Here is a 20,202-nt window from a genome sequence, read left to right as displayed (position 1 = left end):
TGGGAGTGCATGAGCTGTGGTACAGCTCATGATCGAGATATAAACTCAGCTCTAAACATTCTTGCGCTTGGGCATAAGCGTCTAGCTGTAGGAATCACCCTTTTTTAAGGGGGTGAGGATGTCAAATCGCGATTTAGAAAATGTAAGCTGTCTTTTAGTCGATTGAAATCAACTTTAAAGACCTAATATTTTGATAATGCTGTTACTGTCGGAATTCACCAAAATATAGTCGTTGTTAATTTTGTACCATTGTTGATTCCGTGATGGTTTTGGTAGGTTATGGTCTTTGTATTCAACTTTATAACCATTGCCTCGATAATGTTGAGGCATGACATAACCAGTTTGCCACTTATGTTGTTGTAGACGTTTGACTCCGCGCTGTTCGCGCATACGGCGTCGATCTTCAATATCGTCATCGTCCTGAGAAGCACGGAAATCACGGTCTTTTTTCATATGACCATAGGCATTACCGCGTGGGCCATCAAAGCCACGTTCATCGTTATTGAAGTGAGGAGCCGCAGACGAAAGACTGCTTGCCATTAAAGCACTGAAAGAAATAGCCAAAATAGGCAAAATCTTTTTCATGTTCAACCCTCATAAAGTTATTGATCTTCAATACAACTACTGTACGCATTAATTGCAGAGAAACTGTGAAGAAAAATGATTATTTATTTAAATAAAACGAAGAGAATACGGATATTATGCGATAAAACAGCGCACAAGAACAATCGCTTATCAAAAGTGGTTGCACCTCACTGCATTAAAGCCTGCAATTTAAAACGCAAGATCGATTAAAATCAGATAAAGCTCAAAATCAAAACGTAGATAAAAAAATGCCCATCAGGTGTCGATGGGCAAAAAGGTGGAAGGGGTTAGAGCGTGCGGCAAAATATCTGAACATTAGTACCACTGGTCATTGAGTAATTGCAGTGAGTTAACGGCTTGAGCAACAGCTTCTGCTTGGCCTGCATCATCCATCGCATTAATTAAATTTTCAGTCAGTTGCATACGCTCAATAGAGCGAATGGTTTCGGTTTTACGAATTTGATCTGCCATGTGTTCAGCTCCTTGTATAACGTTTTGGTTTGCGGAGCATATTAAGCGTTTTTAATTAATATGAAAAACCGAATATAATTATAAAAATGATTTAAAAATACGATTAATCTTGGTTTTAATTTTTTAATTCATTTGAATACACAAAAAAAGGGCATGTGAAATGCCCTTAATGGCTTTTTTTGCGGGTCGCTAATGGCCCTGCTGCAGTAGGTTTCGTGCAGATTAATAGGCGTATTTGAGGTCTGTATAATCATTCAATGATTTTTGAATGTGTGCTTGAATGAACTCATTAACATCTTCTGGGGTCATAGCTGCCCCTTGCTTGGTAATCACATGTTCAAATGGGGCTTGTTCAGCAGCCGTAATGCGATAAACAAAGTTCGTCACCACTTGATAGGTCGATTCCAGTTTTTGAATGCAAGTTACATAGAAATAACCATGTTCAAAATTGAGGTCGGTATGCGAAAAAATGAACTGTTCAAAGAGTTTGGCATTTTGACCATCTTCTAATGCTTGTAGGTCATCCACAACACTTGGGTCAAACTTCATGCCATATTTTGCTGAAATGGGCTGACCATCTACCAGTAAGTTGATCATGCCATCTTCTGTAGGGCTTACCGTAATATTGCTAAAATCAGACATGAGAGATTCCATGGTTTTTGAGATTGCTGACAAGTATCAGCAAATTTTATAAAAACTCAAGCCGACTTTATGTCAGGTATGACCCTAAAGGTAGTTAACCCGCATATTTTTTGAATTTTACCAACGCAAATTAAAAGTTTGTTTATTAAAAAAAAGGAAGCCATGGCTTCCTTTTTTTGTTCATCGCAGTGATGTTAATCCTGTGCGTCGATGCTTTCACCATTTAGATGTAAGCTGTCATCGCCCATTAAATATAAATATGCGGGCATGATGCTTTCAGGCGTTGGTAAAGTTTTTGGATCTTCATCTGGATAGGCTTTGGCACGCATCGCGGTACGTGTTGCCCCTGGGTTAATGCAGTTGAAGCGAATATTCGGATGTACATTTTCTTTTGCGAATAAAGTGCTGACCGCTTCAATGGCAATTTTTGAAACCGAATATGCGCCCCAACGTTCACGTGCTTCACGACCTACACCCGAACTGGCAAAGACTACCGAAGCATGTTCAGATTTTTCCAATAGCGGCATCAGTTCTTGGGTCAATAGAAATGGTGCACGCAAGTTCACCGCCATCACATCATCCCAAACATCGGCAGGGTAGTTGGCAAGTTCAGTGCGCTCACCCAAAATGCCTGCATTATGCAAAATACCATCTAAACGGCCGAACTGCTTTTCAAGGGTATCGACCAACAATTCATAATCACGAGGAGAAGCACTAGAAAGTTGTAAGGGTAAAATTGCTGGCTGCGGCGCACCTAAGCCTTCAATTTCATCGTAAATGACTTCTAGTTTATTCAGGGTGCGTCCATGTAAAACCACAGTTGCACCATGTAGGGCATAGCTGAGCGCTGCTGCACGGCCAATACCATCGCCCGCACCTGTAATCAGGATGATACGATCTTTGAGTAGATCGGGGCGAGGCTGATACTCTGAATATTTCATATGACCTCCTCGTATTATTCTGTTGTTTTATCTATCGTTATAAAGTCGCTGATGCTGGGTTGAGGGTTGGGATCACCAATTCACGCACAACCTGATGCAGTTCAGATACAGTGTTCACTATACAATCTGCCTGCCATGCTGTTAAGTCATCTTTGTGCTGTAACGGTAAATATCCGTAAGCAGCCAAAATGGTATACATGTGGGCATTACGGCCTGCATCAATATCACGTGGATGATCACCCACATAAATACAGTCTTGCACGTCGGTCTGAATCTGCTTTGCAGCCAGAAACATCGGTTCTGGATCTGGTTTGGTTTTGCTAACATCATCAGGACACACCAATACCGCACAGCGTTCTGTTAAGTTTAGCGCTTTAAGCAAAGCTTCACTGAGCCAGCGTGGTTTGTTGGTGACAATGCCCCACGGAATTTGATGTTGTTCTAACTCTGCGAGTAGTGGATACATGCCTTCAAACAGGTCGGTATCAACTGCAATATCAGCACCATACAGATCTAGAAAGCGTTGACGATGTGCCAGAAAGACAGGATCTTCAACATCTAGTTCTGGATAGACCAATTTGACCATGGCACGTGCACCTTCTGACACTTGCACACGGATATCATCGGCAGCCACCACCGCACAGCCTTTTTCACGGCACATGTCTTGAATAATACGTATAAAATCCGCAGCGGTATCAATCAGTGTGCCATCAAGGTCAAACAGTACAGCTTTCATTACACACCTGCTTTTGTGGTATGTACCATGTAGTTCACATCGACATTTGGCGCTAACCAGTAGCGTTTAGTGATCGGGTTGTAATGTAGGCCAGTCATATCTTTGAGCTGTAATTCTGCACCGCGAATATCGTGAGCCAATTCAGACGGCTTAATGAATTTTGAATAATCGTGTGTGCCTTTAGCCAACATGCGTAAAATATATTCAGCACCAATAATCGCAAATAAATAAGATTTTGGATTACGGTTAATGGTCGAAAAGAATACATGACCACCAGGCTTAACCAATTTTTGACATGCCAAAATAATCGATGCAGGGTCAGGTACGTGTTCGAGCATTTCCATGCAAGTCACTACGTCGTATTGTCCGGCTTGTTCTTCAGCCAGTTGCTCTACAGGTACTTGGCGATATTCAATATTTTGTACATTTTCTTGTTCAGCATGGAGACGTGCCACATTTAATGGTGCTGCCCCCATATCAATGCCAAGGACTTGAGCACCACGACGTGCCATACTTTCGGCCAAGATACCGCCACCACAACCAACGTCTAAAACTTTTTTGCCTGTGATACCACCTGAATGTTCATCAATCCAGTTTAAACGTAGTGGATTGATCATATGCAGAGGACGGAACTCAGAATGCTGATCCCACCATATAGCAGCGAACGCTTCAAATTTAGCAATTTCTTGTGGATCAACATTCAATTGCGACATCGGTGTCACCTCAATCAAGTCTTTATAATTTAGAAAAAAGTTTAATGTGAGTTAGTGTAGCGTGTCTTGTAAAAAAAGCGATAAAAGCAGTAAAAAAGTTCACAGAATGAAAACGAAATCGACAGATTTGATTTATAGTGTCGTCATAAACTAATCATAATGATTTTGAGGACGATAAGTTCAATGAAAAAATTCCTTTTAGGCAGTATCGCTACAGCAGTTCTTGCATTTTCTGGCAGTGCCATGGCAGCTCAATTTGTTGCGGGGACAGATTACACCGTTATTCCAAAACCTATAAAAGTAGAACGTCCGGGTAAAATTGAAGTCCGTGAATTCTTTTGGTATGGCTGCCCACATTGCTTCACATTAGAACCACATATGCAAACTTGGTTAAAGCAATTACCGAAAGACGTTCGTTTTGTGCGTACACCAGCAGCAATGAATCCGCTTTGGGAACAAGGCGCACGCGCTTACTATGCATCTGAAGCATTGGGCGTACGTCAACAAGCGCATTTACAATTGTTCCATGACATTCATGCAGGTCAGAAAAATATTTTAGAACAAGGTGCCTTTGCGAAGTTCTATACGCGTTATGGTGTACCTGAAGCGAAATTTAACAGTACTTTCAAATCATTTGGTGTGTCATCTAAAATTGCGCAAGCAAAAAGTTTAGCGGCACAGTATCAATTGAGTGGTGTTCCAGCCATTACTGTGAATGGTAAATATATCGTACAAGGTGAAGATGCACGTACCGTTGAAATCGTGAAATATCTTGTAGATAAAGAACGTAAAGCAAAATAATTCTTTTGCTGAATAGAAAGGCCGCAATCATGCGGCTTTTTTTATGTGTACAGGGCTATGATTTTTAAATGTAGTCTGAACAGCGTGCTAACCATTTGTTGAAGACGTCGTAACTGATCTGTCCCAATTTAAGATACCGCGAAACAGCAGTTGCACTTGGGTTTGCGCTTGGCGACGGCATTGTTGCAATGCCTGTTCCCGTAGATCGAGGTCTGATTGACGATGTACGTCGATCCACTGCATTGCCCATCCGAGTGCTAATTCAAATAAAATCTTTGCCAATACATTAAGATCTTGTTCAGACTGAATATGTTGGGTGGCTTCAACTTGTGAAAGGGCTTGGGCGAGGTCTGTACCAAGAAAATCAAATTCGCGGGCAATTGCTTGCCTTAATGCATTTGAGCCACCCCAACGTTCGGCAATGAGAAACATCCATGCTTCGGGGAACTCATCCACAGACTCAAATAAGTAGTCCAAGCTTTGCCGAGTTTGTGCATTGGCCTGTTGAAAATACTGTTGACGCATATGCGTTAACATACTTTTTAAATGTAATGCCATATGATCGACCAACTCTAAACCAAGTTGATCCATGTCTTTAAAATGTCGATAGAATGCTGCGGGAACTAAACCCACATGGCGGGAAATTTCACGTAAGCTGAGACTACTAAATGCACGGCCTGATGTGCTTAATGCAAGAGCCGCATCAAGGATCGCTTTACGACTTTGTTGCTTACGTTCTTCCCGTATCGACATGCAATTCTTCCTGAATTTTTGCGAAACTTAAGTCTAACAAATTTCATTTGAGCACACGAAGCAGAATATTTTGCTAACGTAGCATGGCAGATGAATGGATTTTGTAAATGCAGTGCCTGCGATTCCGAATCTTGGGATGGCTTCTGTTATAATGTGTCGCAACAAATTTCAGTCAGATTCAAGGAATCATTATGCGTATCGACCAACGAGCATTAGATCAATTACGTGAAGTTAAAATTACCCGTAACTACACACGTTATGCGGAAGGTTCAGTATTGGTTGAATTTGGTCATACAAAAGTTCTTTGTACTGCAAGTGTCGATAACTCAGTGCCACGTTTTTTAAAAGGTAAAGGTCAAGGCTGGGTAACTGCGGAATACGGCATGCTTCCACGTTCTACGCATACCCGTAGTGACCGTGAAGCAGCACGTGGTAAACAAAGTGGTCGTACACAAGAAATCCAACGTTTGATCGGTCGTAGCTTACGTGCCATGGTTGATTTGAAAAAACTAGGCGAGAATACTATTAGCATCGACTGTGACGTGATTCAAGCCGATGGCGGTACACGTACTGCATCAATTACGGGTGCTGCAGTGGCATTAATTGATGCCATGAATTTCTTGCTTGAAAATAAAAAAATCAAACAAGATCCGCTTAAAGGCTTAGTTGCAGCGGTTTCTGTAGGTATGTATCAAGATGAAGCATTACTTGATCTTTGCTATGAAGAAGACTCAAACTGTCAAACTGACTTAAATGTGGTCATGACACAAGCAGGTGAGTTTATTGAACTTCAAGGCACAGCTGAAGACAAACCATTTACGCGTGCACAGTGTAATGAAATGCTTGAACTGGCTGAAAAAGGTATTCAAGAGTTGATTAAGAAACAACAAGAAGCTTTGGGTTGGTAAGATTTACTCAAGCTTAAGTTGATAAAAGCACCTTCGGGTGCTTTTTTTATTTTTAAGTTGGGTGAGTAATATCAACTGACAAATTAAAACCGAAAAGCGCTATTGTTGGCAGCAAAGTTTCAGCACAGTATGAAGAATAGAATAACAAGGAGAAAATAATGAAAGCGTTATTGATCGGTTTTTCATTATTGGGACTTTTAGGACTGAGTGCTTGTGATGGTTCCAATTCAAAAGATGAGGATAAAGAGCGCTCTGTTTTGTCATCAGATCGTGATCATGACAATGAGCAAAATGATGATGATCGTGATGCTAAAGCTGATCAAGATCAGGATGAAGAGCGAGAAGAGAGTTCAAAAGACAAAGATGATGATTAAAAGGCATCATCTTAAAAAGGGTGCTGATGAGCACCCTTTTTTTAAATGGATTTAATTTTGGTAACGTTTAAGCATTAAAGCGCATAGATAGGTCAATTGCTTTCACATCTTTGGTTAAAACACCCATCGAAATATAGTCAACACCCGTTGTCGCCACTTCACGTAAATTCGCAATAGTAATGTTGCCAGAGGCTTCTAATTTACAACGTCCTGCAACATGCTTTACGGCATCAATCATTTGTTGCTGAGTAAAGTTATCTAGCATCACAATATCCGCACCAGCGTCTAAAGCCTGATTAAGTTCATCCCAAGTTTCCACTTCCACTTCAACGGGTTTACCCGGTGCAATCGTATGCGCTTTAGCAATAGCTTGGCTAATGCCACCAGCAGCCATGATGTGGTTTTCTTTAATCAAAAAGGCATCAAATAAACCTAAGCGATGGTTTTGACCTCCACCAACAGCGACAGCATATTTCTGAGCAATACGTAGGCCTGGCAGCGTTTTACGCGTATCTAATAAGCGAGTATTTAAACCTTCCAGTTGTTGAACATATTCAGCTGTTTTAGTGGCTACAGCCGATAAGGTTTGCACAAAATTTAGTGCAGGGCGTTCAACAGTTAATAGGCTACGTGCAGAACCTGCTAATTTTAAGAAAGCCTCACCTGCTGCGACACGTTCCCCATCATTTTTTAACCATGTGACTTGTACACTTGCATCAAAAGTTTGAATGAGGGCATTGACCCACGGTTGCCCTGCTAGCACCATATCTTCACGACTAATAATTGTTGCGGTCGCTTGTTCATCTTCTGGAGTTAAAAGGGCAGTGATATCACCCGAACCAATATCTTCTTGTAGTGCTTGTTGAATATTGATTTGGATAGATTGTTCAAGCAAAGATTGCGATATGCTCATAAGAAATTCCGTATCTTTTTTAACCCGAGAAAATGTGCGCGCTATATTAGCATTGTTCATGAAAAATGAGCGATTTTTAACAGCAATCACAAACATGAATTGAGAAATATCAGTGAAAGTTTTAGCATGAATGCCTTTAGGCTCTGATCTAAAATTCACGAGCAATGCAGACTCAGGATCACTTTATGTCACATGCAACTACATTTCAGGTTCAGGATGGGCAACTTATCGGTGCACGGCAAGTTCCATCACCGAACTTTAATCAGCGTCCCGCAGATACTGAAATTCAGCTTGTGGTGATTCACAATATTAGTTTGCCACCTTCCCAATTTGGGGGTGGCTATATTGAGCAGTTTTTTCAAAATCAATTAGATTGGTCGGTGCATCCTTATTTTCAAACCATTGAAGGTATGGAGGTTTCTACCCATTTATTGATCTTGCGTACAGGTGAAGTACTGCAATTTGTGAATTTTAACGATCGTGCTTGGCATGCAGGGCGTTCTACTTATTTAGCACAAAAAGAATGTAATGATTATTCGATTGGGATTGAGCTGGAGGGCAGTGATGACTTGCCTTTCGAACCTGTGCAATATGATGTATTGACTCAAGTGGTGGCATGTTTGCAGCAGGTTTATCCAAAAATTCAACAACATATCGCCGGGCATTCAGATATTGCACCGGGACGTAAGACCGATCCGGGCCCATTTTTTCAATGGACTGAATTTCGTAAACAGTTACGTGATTTTAAAAACAAATAAACAACACACACTGCGTTCAATAAACCAATGAAATTTATGATTCAGTTTCATTACAATAGGCGCACTTTAAAAAGCGAGTAAAAGCGATGGCGCTTTGGCGTTCGACTGTCATTGTCAGTGCAATGACAATGCTGTCCCGAGTATTGGGACTGGTACGGGATATTGTCCTGTTAAATGTATTTGGTGCAGGCAAAGACTTCGATACTTTCGTAGTGGCATTTCGTATTCCAAACTTTTTCAGGCGGCTATTTGCAGAAGGGGCATTTTCTCAAGCTTTTATTCCTGTTTTAACCGAATATAAAACCAGTCGAACCCATGCTGAAGTTCAGATTCTCATCAGCCGCGTCTTTGGTTGTTTAGGTCTAGTGATGACCAGTTTGACCTTCGTCGCAATGGTGGCAGCACCTGCCATTATTTATCTGTATGCACCTGGCTTCCATGGTGATGCAGACAAGTTTGCTTTGGCAACTGATATGTTCCGCTTGACCATACCATATTTACTGTTCATGTCGCTGACGGCCTTTGCCAGCAGTATTTTGAACAGTTATGGCTCTTTCAGTACGCCGGCCTTTGCTCCCGTGTTGCTGAATGTGGCAATGATTGCGGGTGCGTTGTGGTTAACGCCGTACATGGCCGAACCGATTATGGCACTCGGTTGGTCAGTGGTTGCAGCCGGTTTCTTACAATTGGCGATTCAGATTCCTGAATTGTGGCGTAAGAAATTACTTATTCCACCCAAAGTAGACTTCAAACACGAAGGTGTCGATCGCATCATGAAGTTGATGCTGCCTGCATTGTTTGGTGTTTCTGTTACCCAGATTAATCTATTGCTGAACACCATTTGGGCATCATTCATGCAAGATGGTTCGGTGTCATGGTTATACAGTGCCGAACGGATGACCGAATTGCCATTGGGCTTAATTGGTGTCGCGATAGGTACTGTAATTTTACCTTCGTTGTCTGCGCGTCATGCTGAACAAGATCAAGAAAAATTCCGTAAGATGATTGACTGGGCGGCGAAAGTGATTGTATTGGTGGGATTACCTGCCAGTATTGCGCTGTTTATGTTATCTACCCCAATTATTCAGGCTTTATTTGAACGTGGTCAATTTACCTTTGAAGATACACAAATGACTGCGATGGCACTGCAATGTATGAGTGCCGGCGTGATTTCCTTTATGTTAATTAAAGTCTTCGCCCCCGGTTTTTATGCGCAGCAAGACACTAAAACGCCAGTACGTGTGGGTCTAATGGCGGTTGCAGCCAATGCCATTTTAAACGTGGTATTCATTGGTTTCTTTAAACTGATTGATTGGCATGCAGAGCATATGGCCTTGGCATTAGCCTCATCAGGTTCTGCTTTAGTCAACGCGGGTATGCTGTATTTCTACTTACACAAACGCAATATTTTCCGTTTTGGCACACATTGGAAAAAACTGATCTTACAGTTTGCATTGGCCAATGCGGCAATGATTGCTGCTTTATGGTATGCCTTAACGTGGTACAACGGCGATGTATCGACTTGGATGCGTGTTGCTGAAGTGATTGGTCTATGTGTGGTAGGTGTCGCAGCTTATGGATTTGCTTTGATTATTACGGGTTTTAGACCACGTCATTTGAAGCCTTAAATTCAAAGTGGATGAACACGTGATCTGATAAAAAAATAAGAGCCATTAAGGCTCTTATTTTTTTATGCTTTAGAATCATGTTCTTTACAATTGAGTGTAGCTAAGTAGCTATGTCGATTTAGTTTCTTTTGTAAATAACGTCTGCAAATAATGTCATATACATTTTCTACAGTCACTTTCGTGTGAAAGTGTAAATGAAACTAAACTTTTCCTCTCGAAAGGAAACCGACGATTGCAAGAATCACTGCAATGACCAATAGAATTACAGCAAAATCTTTTGATAATCCTGCAACACCACCAAAACCTAGCAGACTAGCAATCAGTGCGATGACAGCGAAAATAATAGCCCAGCGGAACATAGTTTTTTCTCCATGTGATTTTTTATTCTGTGTATTCAGTATAGAGAGGCTGAACTATGCTCAATGTTATTCTTTTGTTTATTAAATGTTCAATATTCGGTAACGTAGACTGAGATTTTTCGGCGCGCTCAGCTAATATGCGTGCCATATTTGTTTTGAGCTGGATTATGACTGACACACTGCGCCCACATTTTTGGAAAAACTTTGCATTGACGGAGCTTACGCATGACGAGTGGGAAGCCTTATGCGATGGTTGTGGTTTATGTTGTTTGATTAAGCTTGAAGATGAAGATACTCATGAAGTTGCGTATACCAAAGTGGCATGCAAACTTTTAGATTGTCAGACGGCCAGTTGTTCAGATTACCCAAATCGTAAAGAATTTGTACCTGATTGCATTCGTTTAACGCCAGAACAGATTGACCAGTTTCATTGGTTACCGCCAAGCTGTGCCTATCGTCGTATATCGGAAGGCAAAACATTACCACGTTGGCATCATCTCGTTACAGGAAGCCGTGATAGTATTTTAGCGGCACGTAAGTCCGCAGCAGGCCGTTGTATCAGTGAAGAAGACGTCGATCCCGAAGAGATTGAAGACTACATTGTGCGTTGGGTACGTTAATGAGCTATAGCATCTGCTGCCTAAAATTGTTCTTCAATCATGGCGAGAAATTCGTGTTCTGACATGACTTGAAAACCATGTTGCATCAGTAAGGTTGTGGTTATACCTTGGCCTTCAATTTTGGTACGACTAAAACTGCCATCATAAATAGCGTGAGTGCCACATGAAGGGCTAAATTCTTTAAGTACCACAATGTCAACGTCATGTTGTTGAGCCAGTTTGAGCGTTTGGTATGCGCCTTCAATAAAGGCTTTGCTAACGTCTGTACCTAAAACATCTTTAACTTGAGCATGACCATTTAACACATCGAGTGCAGATCCATTTTGAATTTCAGCGGGTAAACGAGGACAACTCAGACCGCCTAAAATTTCAGGACAAGCAGTAATAACTTCATGGGTTTGCATTAAACGTTGCAAACCCCTAAGCGGGATTGATTTCGCATCATAACGAACAGCATGACCAGCGAGACAAGCGCTGATTAAATATTTGAGCGGCATGATTGTGTGTCCTAATGAACTTAGCGACGCAACAGTTGGGTGGTTTTGTCGAAACTAAGTGGACGATAAAAATAGAAGCCTTGACCAATATGACAATCACAGTCCTTTAAGGTCGTGACCTGTTCAGGGTTTTCGATACCTTCTACCAAGATATCAAGTGAAACACTGGCGCCAATTTGAGTGATTGCTTTGACAATTGCGAGGGCAGAGCGATCCGTATGCATGCGTTCTACAAAGCTGCGGTCAATTTTAATGCAATCGACCGGATAATTACTCAGTCGGGTCAGTGATGAATGTCCAGTACCAAAATCATCCAAAGAAATATGAATGCCATTTTCTTTGAGCAGGTGTAGAGCACGAATCACATAATTGGCACCACGCTCAGATAAGCTTTGTTCGGTAATTTCCAATTCGACTACTCGAGGAGAGATGCCATACTGCTTAAGGCGTTTTAACAATTTTTCTGCATAGTCATCACGTAAAAATTCGACAGGCGCAGCATTAATCGAAACAGGTAAAGGTTCTAGTCCTTCCTTCATCCACTGTTGCATGTCTTTGAATATTTTAACCTGCATGATTTCGCTGATACGTGACGCCAATTCATAATCTTGAAATGCTGCGAATATGTGCGAGGGAAGTTGTAATTCTTGATTTTCATCATACCAACGCAGTAAAGCTTCGAAACCGACCACTTTACTGTTTGAAAGCCGAACTTTAGGTTGGTAATACGGTACGATTTGATCAGATTTGATAATACTTCGGGCCAATGTAAGCTGACGTGTGGTTTCTTCGAGTGCTTTAAACATGGTCTGGGTAAACATACGCACACCACCACGACCACTGATTTTTAAATCATTTAATGCAATATCTGCACATTTTAAAAGGTTCGAAGTGCTCTGGGCATCACGAGGATAGAGTGAACAGCCTATACTCATGCCACTATTGATAAATTGCCCCATATAACTAATGGGGATTTCCATTTGGGCACAAGCGATTCGCGCTATCTCTAGCAGTTGCTCTTGTGTATGTAGGTTCGGAATCAGAATGGCAAATTCATCACCGCCTAAACGTGACACTACAATCTCAGAATTAAAACATTTTTGAAAGCGCAGACCTAAGGTATGCAGCAAATGATCGCCAGCAATATGCCCTAAGGTATCGTTTACATGTTTGAAATAGTCTAAATCAATTAACAATAATCCAAGCTGCTGATGCTTATCACGTGCAAGTTTCAAATTATTTTTAAAAACACGGCTAAATGCACGTCGGTTCAGTAAACCAGTTAGATCATCTTGTTCGATGATTTGTTGCAGCTTGCTTTCAGCTTGGCGTTGTAATGTTACGTCTCGAGAGACACAGAGAATTTCTTTCACTTGACCAAATTGATCCAATACTGGAGTCAACATATTGTCCCAATAAGCCGCAGGTTCATTTTCGAGCTGGCTCATCCCCATAAAGCGCGAGGTTTTACCTTTTGCAGCTTCTGCTAAAGCGATGGTTCCTTTGTCTCGTACCGCCTCAGGCAGTAAATTGAGCCATGTCATGCCAAAGTTTTTTTCATCGGTCGGCACCCCCAGTGCTAAGCAGCCAGCCCTATTCATATGCCGAACCCGACCATCAACACTTAATAGTTTGATGCAATCGACACTGGCATCCAGCATATGATTTCTGCTTTCTACCTGCTGTTGTAATTGCTCAATTAACACATTGACTGGTTCAAGGTCGGTGAATTCGACCATGCAATGGTAGTTATCATGCGCATTTGTGCGATATGACACTTGGATGAGGGTGTTGTGGTAACTTTGGTTAGGTTGTTTAAATAAGACTTTTTGTTGAAAGGATTCTTGCACTTGTTGAGAGCGACGCCACTGTGTTTCAAAATTATGTAAGTCAGTGTCATGAATTAAACTTAACCAGTCCCGATCACTTGGATGATCCATAGCTGAGGGCAGTAATTGTGTTAACGCTGGATTGGCAAAATATTTATTGTCTTTAGTACTGAACCAAACAGGTTGCTGAAATTGAGCGGAAAATTGTTGTCGTTGTAATTGTTCACTACACGATGTTTCGGATAGTGGATTATATAAATCAGAAGGGATATCTGAGCTATGCTGAACTGAGGGTATCTGCTTGTGCTTTAGTGATTGCTTCATACAATCTGTCCAATCTAGGTCAGGCAAGTCGGAAAATAAATCTGCTGCCGATAATACTGTAAATTGAATCAACAGGGATAAGGAGTCTTGTTACATTATAGTTAACATTAACATGAGCATATTTACAGCATAATGCAAAGCAAAAGACATGCATTTTCGACAAAAATATCGTAGTCAAAAGCGGCTAAAATTAAGCCAAGAGATTATTTAAAGGCAGTGTTAGAATAAGTTCAGAACTCCATTTAGCCTGAAATGAAATAATAAGATGTCAGACAGTCATATTCCGCTTCCTGAACGCCTTCGCCCCTATGATTTATCACAGATTATTGGGCAAGATCACCTGTTGGGTGAAGATGCTCCTTTACGTCAAATGATTGATCAAGGACATTTACCTTCGATCATTTTTTGGGGGCCACCTGGGGTCGGTAAGACCACAATTGCATTGTTGTTGGCACAGGCTGTAGATCGTCCATTTATCAGTTTGTCTGCACTGAATACTGGTGTGAAGGAACTACGTGAAATTATTGCTGATGGGGGAGATTTACTGACCCCTGTGGTATTTATTGATGAAATACACCGTTTTAATAAGTCACAACAAGATGCACTGTTAAATGCGGTAGAAAAAGGCAAAATTACTTTAATTGGGGCAACCACAGAAAATCCTTCTTTTGAAGTCAATAATGCCCTGTTGTCGCGTTGCCAAGTTTATACCCTCAATGCATTAAGTGATGAGTCCATTCAAGCCTTATTAAAACATGCACTGGAGCAGGATACTTTTTTAAAAGAGCGTTATATTCAAATTGAAGAATATGAGGCTTTATTACAATTTGCAGCTGGCGATGCACGTAAGGCACTTAATTTACTCGACTTAATTGCCAGTACCTTTGAGCCAGATGTAGAAAATATCATTAGCAATGCCGTGGTTGTGAAAGTCGCACAGCAAAATATAGCCCGATATGATAAATCAGGTGAGCAGCATTACGATTTGGTATCTGCTTTTATTAAATCCATTCGTGGTAGTGACCCAGATGCGGCCTTGTATTGGATGGCACGTATGCTCAAAGGTGGTGAAGACCCCGTCTTTATTGCACGTCGTATGTTGATTGCTGCTTCAGAAGATATTGGTAATTCCAACCCAAATGCATTATTGCTGGCAGGGGAATGTTTCCGTTCGGTTCAAGCGGTAGGCATGCCTGAATGTCGGATTATTTTGGGACAATGTGCCGTGTATTTGGCGACCAGCGCCAAGAGTAACAGTACTTATTTAGCGATTAATAAAGCGTTAGATTTGGCAGAGAAAACCTCGAATTTACCTGTACCATTACATTTACGTAATGCACCAACCAAAATGATGAAAGAACAGGGTTATGGCGTAGATTATTTATATCCACATCATTACCCAGAGCATTTTGTCTTGCAGGATTATTTACCACCTGAATTAAAAGGCACAAAACTGTATGAATCGGCACGTAATAAACGCGAAGTAGAAGGTGAGCGCTTACAACAACGCCGTTGGATGCAGGAACAACAGCAGCAGTAAGCTTAGTTAAATTTCAAAGGTGCTTCGGCGCCTTCTTATTTATGTCATCAGCAAAAAAAAGCCCAACTCAGGGCGAGTTGGGCTGAAAAATTAGGATGTCTTTGGGGAGATACATCCTAGAGGGTAGAACGAAACTGGTCGGCATACACAAAGAATCAACATCTTCTGTGCTGCATGGTATGGATGTATCTTAATGTGCGGATTAAATAATGTGAAACAGATGATTTTTATGGTTAACATCTGTTTTTTCGATTATTGAATAATCAACTAAATAGGAATAAAAAAAACCGAGCGAAATCGCCCGGTTTTTTTTATTCATTGTGCGAATTAGATATCAGAAAGATCGATACCTAAACGTGCAGCAACTTCTTCATACGCTTCAACAACACCGCCTAAACCTTGACGGAAACGGTCTTTGTCGAGTTTTTTCTTGGTATCTTTGTCCCATAGACGGCAGCCATCTGGAGAGAATTCATCACCCAATACGATGCGGTCATGGAACACACCAAATTCAAGTTTGAAGTCAACAAGAAGCATGTTGCCAGCATCGAATAAACCTTTAAGTACTTCGTTTACTTTGTAAGTTAATTCTTTCATTTGAGCAAGTTGGTCAGCAGTTGCCCAGCCTAAAGCAATCGCTTGTGACTCGTTTACCATTGGGTCGCCTAACGCATCGTCTTTAAAGAACAATTCGAAAGTTGGTGGAGTTAGCTCTTTACCTTCTTCTACACCTAAACGACGGCATAGTGAACCCGCTGCATAGTTACGGATTACGCACTCTACAGGAACCATAGTTAATTTTTTCACTAAAACTTCAGTTGGAGAAAGAAGTTTTTCGAAGTGAGTTTCGATGCCAGCCGCAGCCAATTTTTCCATGATGAAGGCGTTAAAACGGTTGTTCACCTTACCTTTACGATCCAGCTGTTCGATTTTTTCGCCGTTGAATGCAGAAGCATCGTCACGGAAAACTAGGATGAGGTGGTCTGAACTATCTGTTTCATAAACAGATTTCGCTTTACCAGTATAGAGCAAGGTTTGTTTTAACATGAGGGAACCTTTTTCGAGAAAAAATGCCTAGTACGACTAGGCTGGCCAATTTTGGTAAATCTGAGCTAACAGATCTGCAGCTTTTTCTTTGTCTGCAAAACTATTATCGGCATTGAACACAGCGATGTTATTGCTTGAACCTACAGAAGAAAGTCTTAAAACATAGGTCTGTTGATCGACCTTGACAGTTACTTCGTAACGGTTTTTGCTTTGACCAACAATGGTATGGTTAAGGCTGCTGAGGGTAGCAAGTGTGTATTGCCAAATTGTAGCAGAATTTCCTTCAACTTTGAGCAGCGGATTTTGATTTCCATCGACCAATAATTGAGGTCGAGCAATATTTGTACTGTCAGCTGAAGTTTCTGTAACTGAATCATTTTTTTCCTCATTTGGACGAGGAAGGGCGAAGCGGTTGCCGCGCTTGTTTTCAAGATTTGGTGCATGCTCAATTGCAAGCGGGTCAACCGATGGCGCAGGATACAACGGCGTTGCTGGACGAACCATTGACCCCTCAGGGTATTTCAGTGTTTCAACATCGGTGGTTTTTTTATAGTCCAGCGTGCCATTATTAAAGGCAAGTGAACTACAACCGGCTAATGTAAATACTGAAAGTGCCAGGCTTAGTCCTAAACGTAATTGCATCATGTTTTGCTCTTCTTTATTTGATAACGCCCGCAGTGATTAGTACTTCACGAAGCGGAGTGCGGTATTGTTCTGCAAGGGGTGTTAATGGTAAGCGAATACCAGTTTCAATGAGGTTCATTTCATGAAGTGCCCATTTCACAGGAATTGGGTTTGATTCGCAAAATAAAATTTGGTGTAGATTTGCAACAGCATTGTTTTGCTGTTCTGCTTTTTCAGCATCACCTGCTAACGCAGTGGCGCAAATCTCACTCATTTCTTTCGGTGCAACGTTTGCAGTTACTGAAATGTTACCTTGAGCGCCATGACCCATCAATTGATAAGCAGTCGCGTCATCACCTGAGTAAACCACCATTTCTTTGCCTTTTAGGCCTTCAATTAATTCTTGACCACGTGGCACATCACCAGTTGCGTCTTTAATGCCGACAATTTGTGGAATATCAGCAAGGCGAATCACTGTATCATTGTGCATGTCCACACCAGTACGGCCTGGTACGTTGTACAAGATTTGTGGAAGGTCAACTGCTTCAGCAATTGCTTTATAGTGTTGGTATAAACCTTCTTGCGTTGGTTTGTTGTAGTAAGGTGTTACCAGTAAAGCAGCATCTGCACCAAGTTCTTTTGCTTCTTTGGTCAGTTGAATTGCTTCATGAGTAGAGTTTGCACCTGTACCCGCAATAATTGGAATACGTTTGTTGGCAACACGAATGATTTCTTTGATCACTTGCGTGTGTTCAGCCATGCTTAGGGTAGATGCTTCGCCAGTTGTACCAACAGCGACGATACTGTTGGTGCCCTGTTTTATATGCCACTCAACCAGCTTTTCGAGGCTCTTCCAATCTACGCTGCCATCTTCAAACATTGGGGTGACGATTGCGACAATTGAACCTTGAATGGTCTGAGCTTGCTGAGTCATTTTGAAAAGCTATCCTATTTGTCCATCCGAAGAGACGAATTTGGGTTTCTGGATGGTTTCGTATTTTTGATTTGTAGCTTATTCAACTGGATTGGTCCAAATTGAATAATGCTTACGCAAATTATGACTGATCAAACGCATAAGAACAATATGCTTTGGTCAAAGGCATAAAATTCTTTATACAAATCAAACTTAAAACAATCAAGTGTAAAATTTGGGTTTTTTTGCAGCGAACTAAGCTTTCAGTCGAGCATTACCTGATGTGCATTAATTTGCTTGGTATGACTTGATTTTTTGAACAGTTAGTCTGATTTATTTTTGTGCAAAGCTTGTATTTGCGACTAATCCGTGTTTTTTGCTCAAGATTTAAGATTAAAAAACAATGACTAAAGATTTAAAAGCTATATTTATGGTGTGTCGATTTATCTGAAATCATTGTTAAAAACTTGGTTAATAATCTTTTTTTTATCTAATAGAAATATGCGTTCTTTTCTAAATGGTTGAAATCTTTTCTTGTTATAACTATTGAAAATATCAACTCTGCATATTTTTTACCGCGCTGTAATTGTTTTTACGACTTTGTAAATTAAAGTACAAAACTATTAGAACTTGCACGTAATTGGAATTCCGACAAAAAGCTTCAACTTATTGGTAGTTATGTCATCTATAGCGCTCAGCCATGATGCGCCTTTATTTAAGCTGATGACAACAAGGATTCTCCAATGGAAAAGTCAGATAACAAGCACGCGATTGTCACGGTAGCGATCTGTTTCCTCATTGCCGTAATCGAAGGTCTAGATATTCAAGCTGCCGGAATTGCAGCTGCAGGGATTCGTGAATATTTCGGGCTGGATAGCTCGCAGCTCGGTGTCTTCTTTAGTGCGGGTATTTTAGGTCTATTGCCAGGGGCACTCGTGGGTGGCCGAATTGCCGATCGTATTGGTCGTAAAAAAGTACTGATTTGGTCAACGGCAATGTTTGCTATTTTTACCCTATGTACTGTATGGGTAAATAGTTTCCATAGCCTTTTAGCTGTGCGTTTCCTTGCAGGTGCAGGTTTAGGTGCAGCTATGCCAATTCTAATTACTTTGGCATCAGAAGCTGTAAGTCCACAAAATCGTGGTCGTGCCGTAGGTTTGATGTATTGCGGTATGCCTGTCGGTGCAGCAATTTTGTCACTGGTTGCGATGACTGAGTTTGGTGCGAACTGGAAAAATATTTTCTATTTAGGCGGTTTATTACCAATTATCGTTATTCCGTTAATGATTTTCTTCTTGCCTGAATCACGTGAATTCTTGAAAGCTAAAGATCAAGCACAACAAGCTGAAACACCAGTACAACAAGGCGCATTTAAGAACCTATTTGATGCTGAAAACCGTTTACGCACGCTGTGCTTATGGACAAGTTACTTCTTTACATTGATGGTGGTTTACATCATGTTGAGCTGGTTACCATCATTGTTTACTGAGCTTGGTTTCACACGTAAAGATGGTGCGACTGCGCAGTTCTACTTCATGATGAGCGCGACAGTGGGTACAGTGATTCTGGGTATGCTGACTGACCGTTGGAAAAAAGCCTATGTTATTTTGTTGATGTACGGCGGTATTTTAGGTGGTCTATTTGCTTTAAATGGTGCGGGTTCATTAACGCAAATGTACATGGCCGCAGCATTGGTTGGTGCATTCGTAATTGGCTGTCAAGGTGTACTGTATGCGTTTGGTGGTATTGTTTACCCAACACAATTACGTGGTACAGGTGTAGGTGTTGCTTCAGCTGTTGGTCGTGTTGGCGCAATGATGGGCCCAGCGATTGCAGGTCAATTACTAGCAGCAGGCTTTGGCGCAGCGGGTGTAATTTCAGCAGCAATTCCTTGTATTATTATCTCTGCAATCTTCATGTTGGTATTGGTACGTCGAATTCCAGCATAAGATCAACTTTCGGTTAAACCGATAAGTCCATAAAGAACCCGCTACTAAGCGGGTTTTTTTATCAAATGGAGCGTAAAACTCTGTCCTTCAGGTCAGAGATATAAGCGACACGACATGAAGTGTCGTTTGATTTAACTAAGGACTATTTTCCTTGAGTTTTGATTGTTAATATAAGTACATGAAAACCCTTAAATTACGTATAAAAGACAAACATTGCAAGGTGTTAGACCAACTAGCATCAGAAGTGAACTTTGTCTGGAATTATGTCAATGATTTA

The 20,202-nt window shown here is 41.1% G+C and carries 23 protein-coding genes; 9 read left to right on the top strand and 14 right to left on the bottom strand.

Annotation, left to right across the window (positions count from 1 at the left end):
- A partial coding sequence (locus FTT84_RS13710) for a zinc ribbon domain-containing protein (protein WP_179994364.1) occupies window positions 1-108 on the top strand: 108 nt, incomplete at its 5' end.
- Window positions 109-174: 66 nt separating this feature from the next.
- Here the strand turns inward: FTT84_RS13710 and FTT84_RS13705 are convergent.
- From FTT84_RS13705 to ubiG, 6 genes are all read right to left on the bottom strand, one after another.
- Complete coding sequence (locus FTT84_RS13705; protein ID WP_067761763.1) at window positions 175-585, bottom strand: RcnB family protein; 411 nt, start codon at window positions 583-585, stop codon at window positions 175-177.
- Between the two features lie 315 nt (window positions 586-900).
- Window positions 901-1,056, bottom strand: coding sequence for a hypothetical protein (locus FTT84_RS13700; RefSeq protein WP_167348713.1), 156 nt, complete (start codon window positions 1,054-1,056; stop codon window positions 901-903).
- Between the two features lie 222 nt (window positions 1,057-1,278).
- Entirely contained in the window at window positions 1,279-1,698 is a 420-nt protein-coding gene (locus FTT84_RS13695; protein WP_180057967.1) for a hypothetical protein, read from the bottom strand.
- A 194-nt stretch (window positions 1,699-1,892) separates the two neighbouring features.
- On the bottom strand, window positions 1,893-2,639 hold the full coding sequence (locus FTT84_RS13690; protein ID WP_067761760.1) for a YciK family oxidoreductase: 747 nt from the start codon (window positions 2,637-2,639) through the stop codon (window positions 1,893-1,895).
- Between the two features lie 37 nt (window positions 2,640-2,676).
- Window positions 2,677-3,375: an HAD family hydrolase gene (locus FTT84_RS13685; RefSeq protein WP_067761759.1), complete on the bottom strand. Its 699-nt coding sequence runs from the start codon at window positions 3,373-3,375 to the stop codon at window positions 2,677-2,679.
- Window positions 3,375-4,088, bottom strand: a complete 714-nt coding sequence (gene ubiG, locus FTT84_RS13680; protein ID WP_067761757.1) for a bifunctional 2-polyprenyl-6-hydroxyphenol methylase/3-demethylubiquinol 3-O-methyltransferase UbiG — start codon at window positions 4,086-4,088, stop codon at window positions 3,375-3,377. Before ubiG ends, FTT84_RS13685 begins: the two co-directional genes overlap by 1 nt.
- A 183-nt stretch (window positions 4,089-4,271) precedes the next feature.
- Here ubiG and FTT84_RS13675 point away from each other — a divergent pair, with 183 nt between their 5' ends.
- Entirely contained in the window at window positions 4,272-4,889 is a 618-nt protein-coding gene (locus FTT84_RS13675) for a thiol:disulfide interchange protein DsbA/DsbL (protein ID WP_180057971.1), read from the top strand.
- An 87-nt stretch (window positions 4,890-4,976) separates the two neighbouring features.
- On the opposite strand, the gene FTT84_RS13670 is transcribed toward FTT84_RS13675, so the two are convergent.
- Window positions 4,977-5,642 carry a TetR family transcriptional regulator gene (locus FTT84_RS13670; RefSeq protein ID WP_180057973.1) on the bottom strand — a complete coding sequence of 222 codons (666 nt, stop codon included), beginning with the start codon at window positions 5,640-5,642 and terminating at the stop codon, window positions 4,977-4,979.
- 191 nt (window positions 5,643-5,833) lie between these two features.
- Here FTT84_RS13670 and rph point away from each other — a divergent pair, with 191 nt between their 5' ends.
- Both rph and FTT84_RS13660 read left to right on the top strand, forming a co-directional pair.
- On the top strand, window positions 5,834-6,550 hold the full coding sequence (rph, locus tag FTT84_RS13665; protein ID WP_067761749.1) for a ribonuclease PH: 717 nt from the start codon (window positions 5,834-5,836) through the stop codon (window positions 6,548-6,550).
- A 158-nt stretch (window positions 6,551-6,708) separates the two neighbouring features.
- Window positions 6,709-6,924, top strand: a complete 216-nt coding sequence (locus FTT84_RS13660; protein WP_180081492.1) for a hypothetical protein — start codon at window positions 6,709-6,711, stop codon at window positions 6,922-6,924.
- Window positions 6,925-6,991: 67 nt separating this feature from the next.
- Here FTT84_RS13660 and nadC read toward each other — a convergent pair whose 3' ends face one another.
- Window positions 6,992-7,837 (bottom strand): carboxylating nicotinate-nucleotide diphosphorylase, encoded by an 846-nt coding sequence (nadC, locus tag FTT84_RS13655; RefSeq protein WP_180081490.1) that lies wholly within the window; start codon window positions 7,835-7,837, stop codon window positions 6,992-6,994.
- Window positions 7,838-8,022: 185 nt separating this feature from the next.
- On the opposite strand from nadC, the gene ampD reads away from it, so the two are divergent.
- Window positions 8,023-8,595, top strand: coding sequence for a 1,6-anhydro-N-acetylmuramyl-L-alanine amidase AmpD (ampD, locus tag FTT84_RS13650; protein WP_180081488.1), 573 nt, complete (start codon window positions 8,023-8,025; stop codon window positions 8,593-8,595).
- An 86-nt stretch (window positions 8,596-8,681) separates the two neighbouring features.
- Entirely contained in the window at window positions 8,682-10,223 is a 1,542-nt protein-coding gene (murJ, locus tag FTT84_RS13645; RefSeq protein WP_067761743.1) for a murein biosynthesis integral membrane protein MurJ, read from the top strand.
- Between the two features lie 200 nt (window positions 10,224-10,423).
- On the opposite strand, the gene FTT84_RS13640 is transcribed toward murJ, so the two are convergent.
- Window positions 10,424-10,582 carry a DUF1328 domain-containing protein gene (locus tag FTT84_RS13640; protein ID WP_005006601.1) on the bottom strand — a complete coding sequence of 53 codons (159 nt, stop codon included), beginning with the start codon at window positions 10,580-10,582 and terminating at the stop codon, window positions 10,424-10,426.
- Window positions 10,583-10,749: 167 nt separating this feature from the next.
- On the opposite strand from FTT84_RS13640, the gene FTT84_RS13635 reads away from it, so the two are divergent.
- Window positions 10,750-11,202 carry a YcgN family cysteine cluster protein gene (locus FTT84_RS13635; protein ID WP_180057976.1) on the top strand — a complete coding sequence of 151 codons (453 nt, stop codon included), beginning with the start codon at window positions 10,750-10,752 and terminating at the stop codon, window positions 11,200-11,202.
- Window positions 11,203-11,222: 20 nt separating this feature from the next.
- Here the strand turns inward: FTT84_RS13635 and FTT84_RS13630 are convergent, their stop codons facing one another.
- A complete protein-coding gene (locus FTT84_RS13630; RefSeq protein WP_180081486.1) occupies window positions 11,223-11,699 on the bottom strand; it encodes a DUF523 domain-containing protein in 477 nt (158 codons plus the stop codon).
- 20 nt (window positions 11,700-11,719) lie between these two features.
- Window positions 11,720-13,852: an EAL domain-containing protein gene (locus FTT84_RS13625; protein ID WP_180081484.1), complete on the bottom strand. Its 2,133-nt coding sequence runs from the start codon at window positions 13,850-13,852 to the stop codon at window positions 11,720-11,722.
- 265 nt (window positions 13,853-14,117) lie between these two features.
- Between FTT84_RS13625 and FTT84_RS13620 the strand changes: the two genes are divergently transcribed.
- Window positions 14,118-15,392, top strand: a complete 1,275-nt coding sequence (locus tag FTT84_RS13620) for a replication-associated recombination protein A (RefSeq protein WP_180081482.1) — start codon at window positions 14,118-14,120, stop codon at window positions 15,390-15,392.
- Between the two features lie 327 nt (window positions 15,393-15,719).
- Here FTT84_RS13620 and purC read toward each other — a convergent pair whose 3' ends face one another.
- From purC to dapA, 3 genes are read right to left on the bottom strand one after another with little or no spacing between them, the layout of a single operon-like run.
- The gene (purC, locus tag FTT84_RS13615; protein WP_067761735.1) at window positions 15,720-16,439 is read right to left on the bottom strand and encodes a phosphoribosylaminoimidazolesuccinocarboxamide synthase; all 720 of its coding nucleotides are present in this window, start codon (window positions 16,437-16,439) and stop codon (window positions 15,720-15,722) included.
- A 36-nt stretch (window positions 16,440-16,475) separates the two neighbouring features.
- Window positions 16,476-17,081: a lipoprotein-34 precursor (NlpB) gene (locus tag FTT84_RS13610; RefSeq protein WP_180058002.1), complete on the bottom strand. Its 606-nt coding sequence runs from the start codon at window positions 17,079-17,081 to the stop codon at window positions 16,476-16,478.
- Between the two features lie 16 nt (window positions 17,082-17,097).
- Window positions 17,098-17,997 (bottom strand): 4-hydroxy-tetrahydrodipicolinate synthase, encoded by a 900-nt coding sequence (dapA, locus tag FTT84_RS13605; protein WP_180081480.1) that lies wholly within the window; start codon window positions 17,995-17,997, stop codon window positions 17,098-17,100.
- 722 nt (window positions 17,998-18,719) lie between these two features.
- Here dapA and mhpT point away from each other — a divergent pair.
- Entirely contained in the window at window positions 18,720-19,925 is a 1,206-nt protein-coding gene (gene mhpT, locus FTT84_RS13600) for a 3-(3-hydroxy-phenyl)propionate transporter MhpT (RefSeq protein WP_067761729.1), read from the top strand.
- The last annotated feature ends 277 nt before the right edge of the window (window positions 19,926-20,202 follow it).

The organism is Acinetobacter sp. YH01019 (genome assembly GCF_013420285.1).
In the GTDB taxonomy this organism is placed as follows: Bacteria; Pseudomonadota; Gammaproteobacteria; order Pseudomonadales; family Moraxellaceae; genus Acinetobacter; species Acinetobacter gandensis.
Note: the sequence above shows the minus strand (reverse complement) of the source record. Positions and strands in the feature narration are given on the sequence as shown.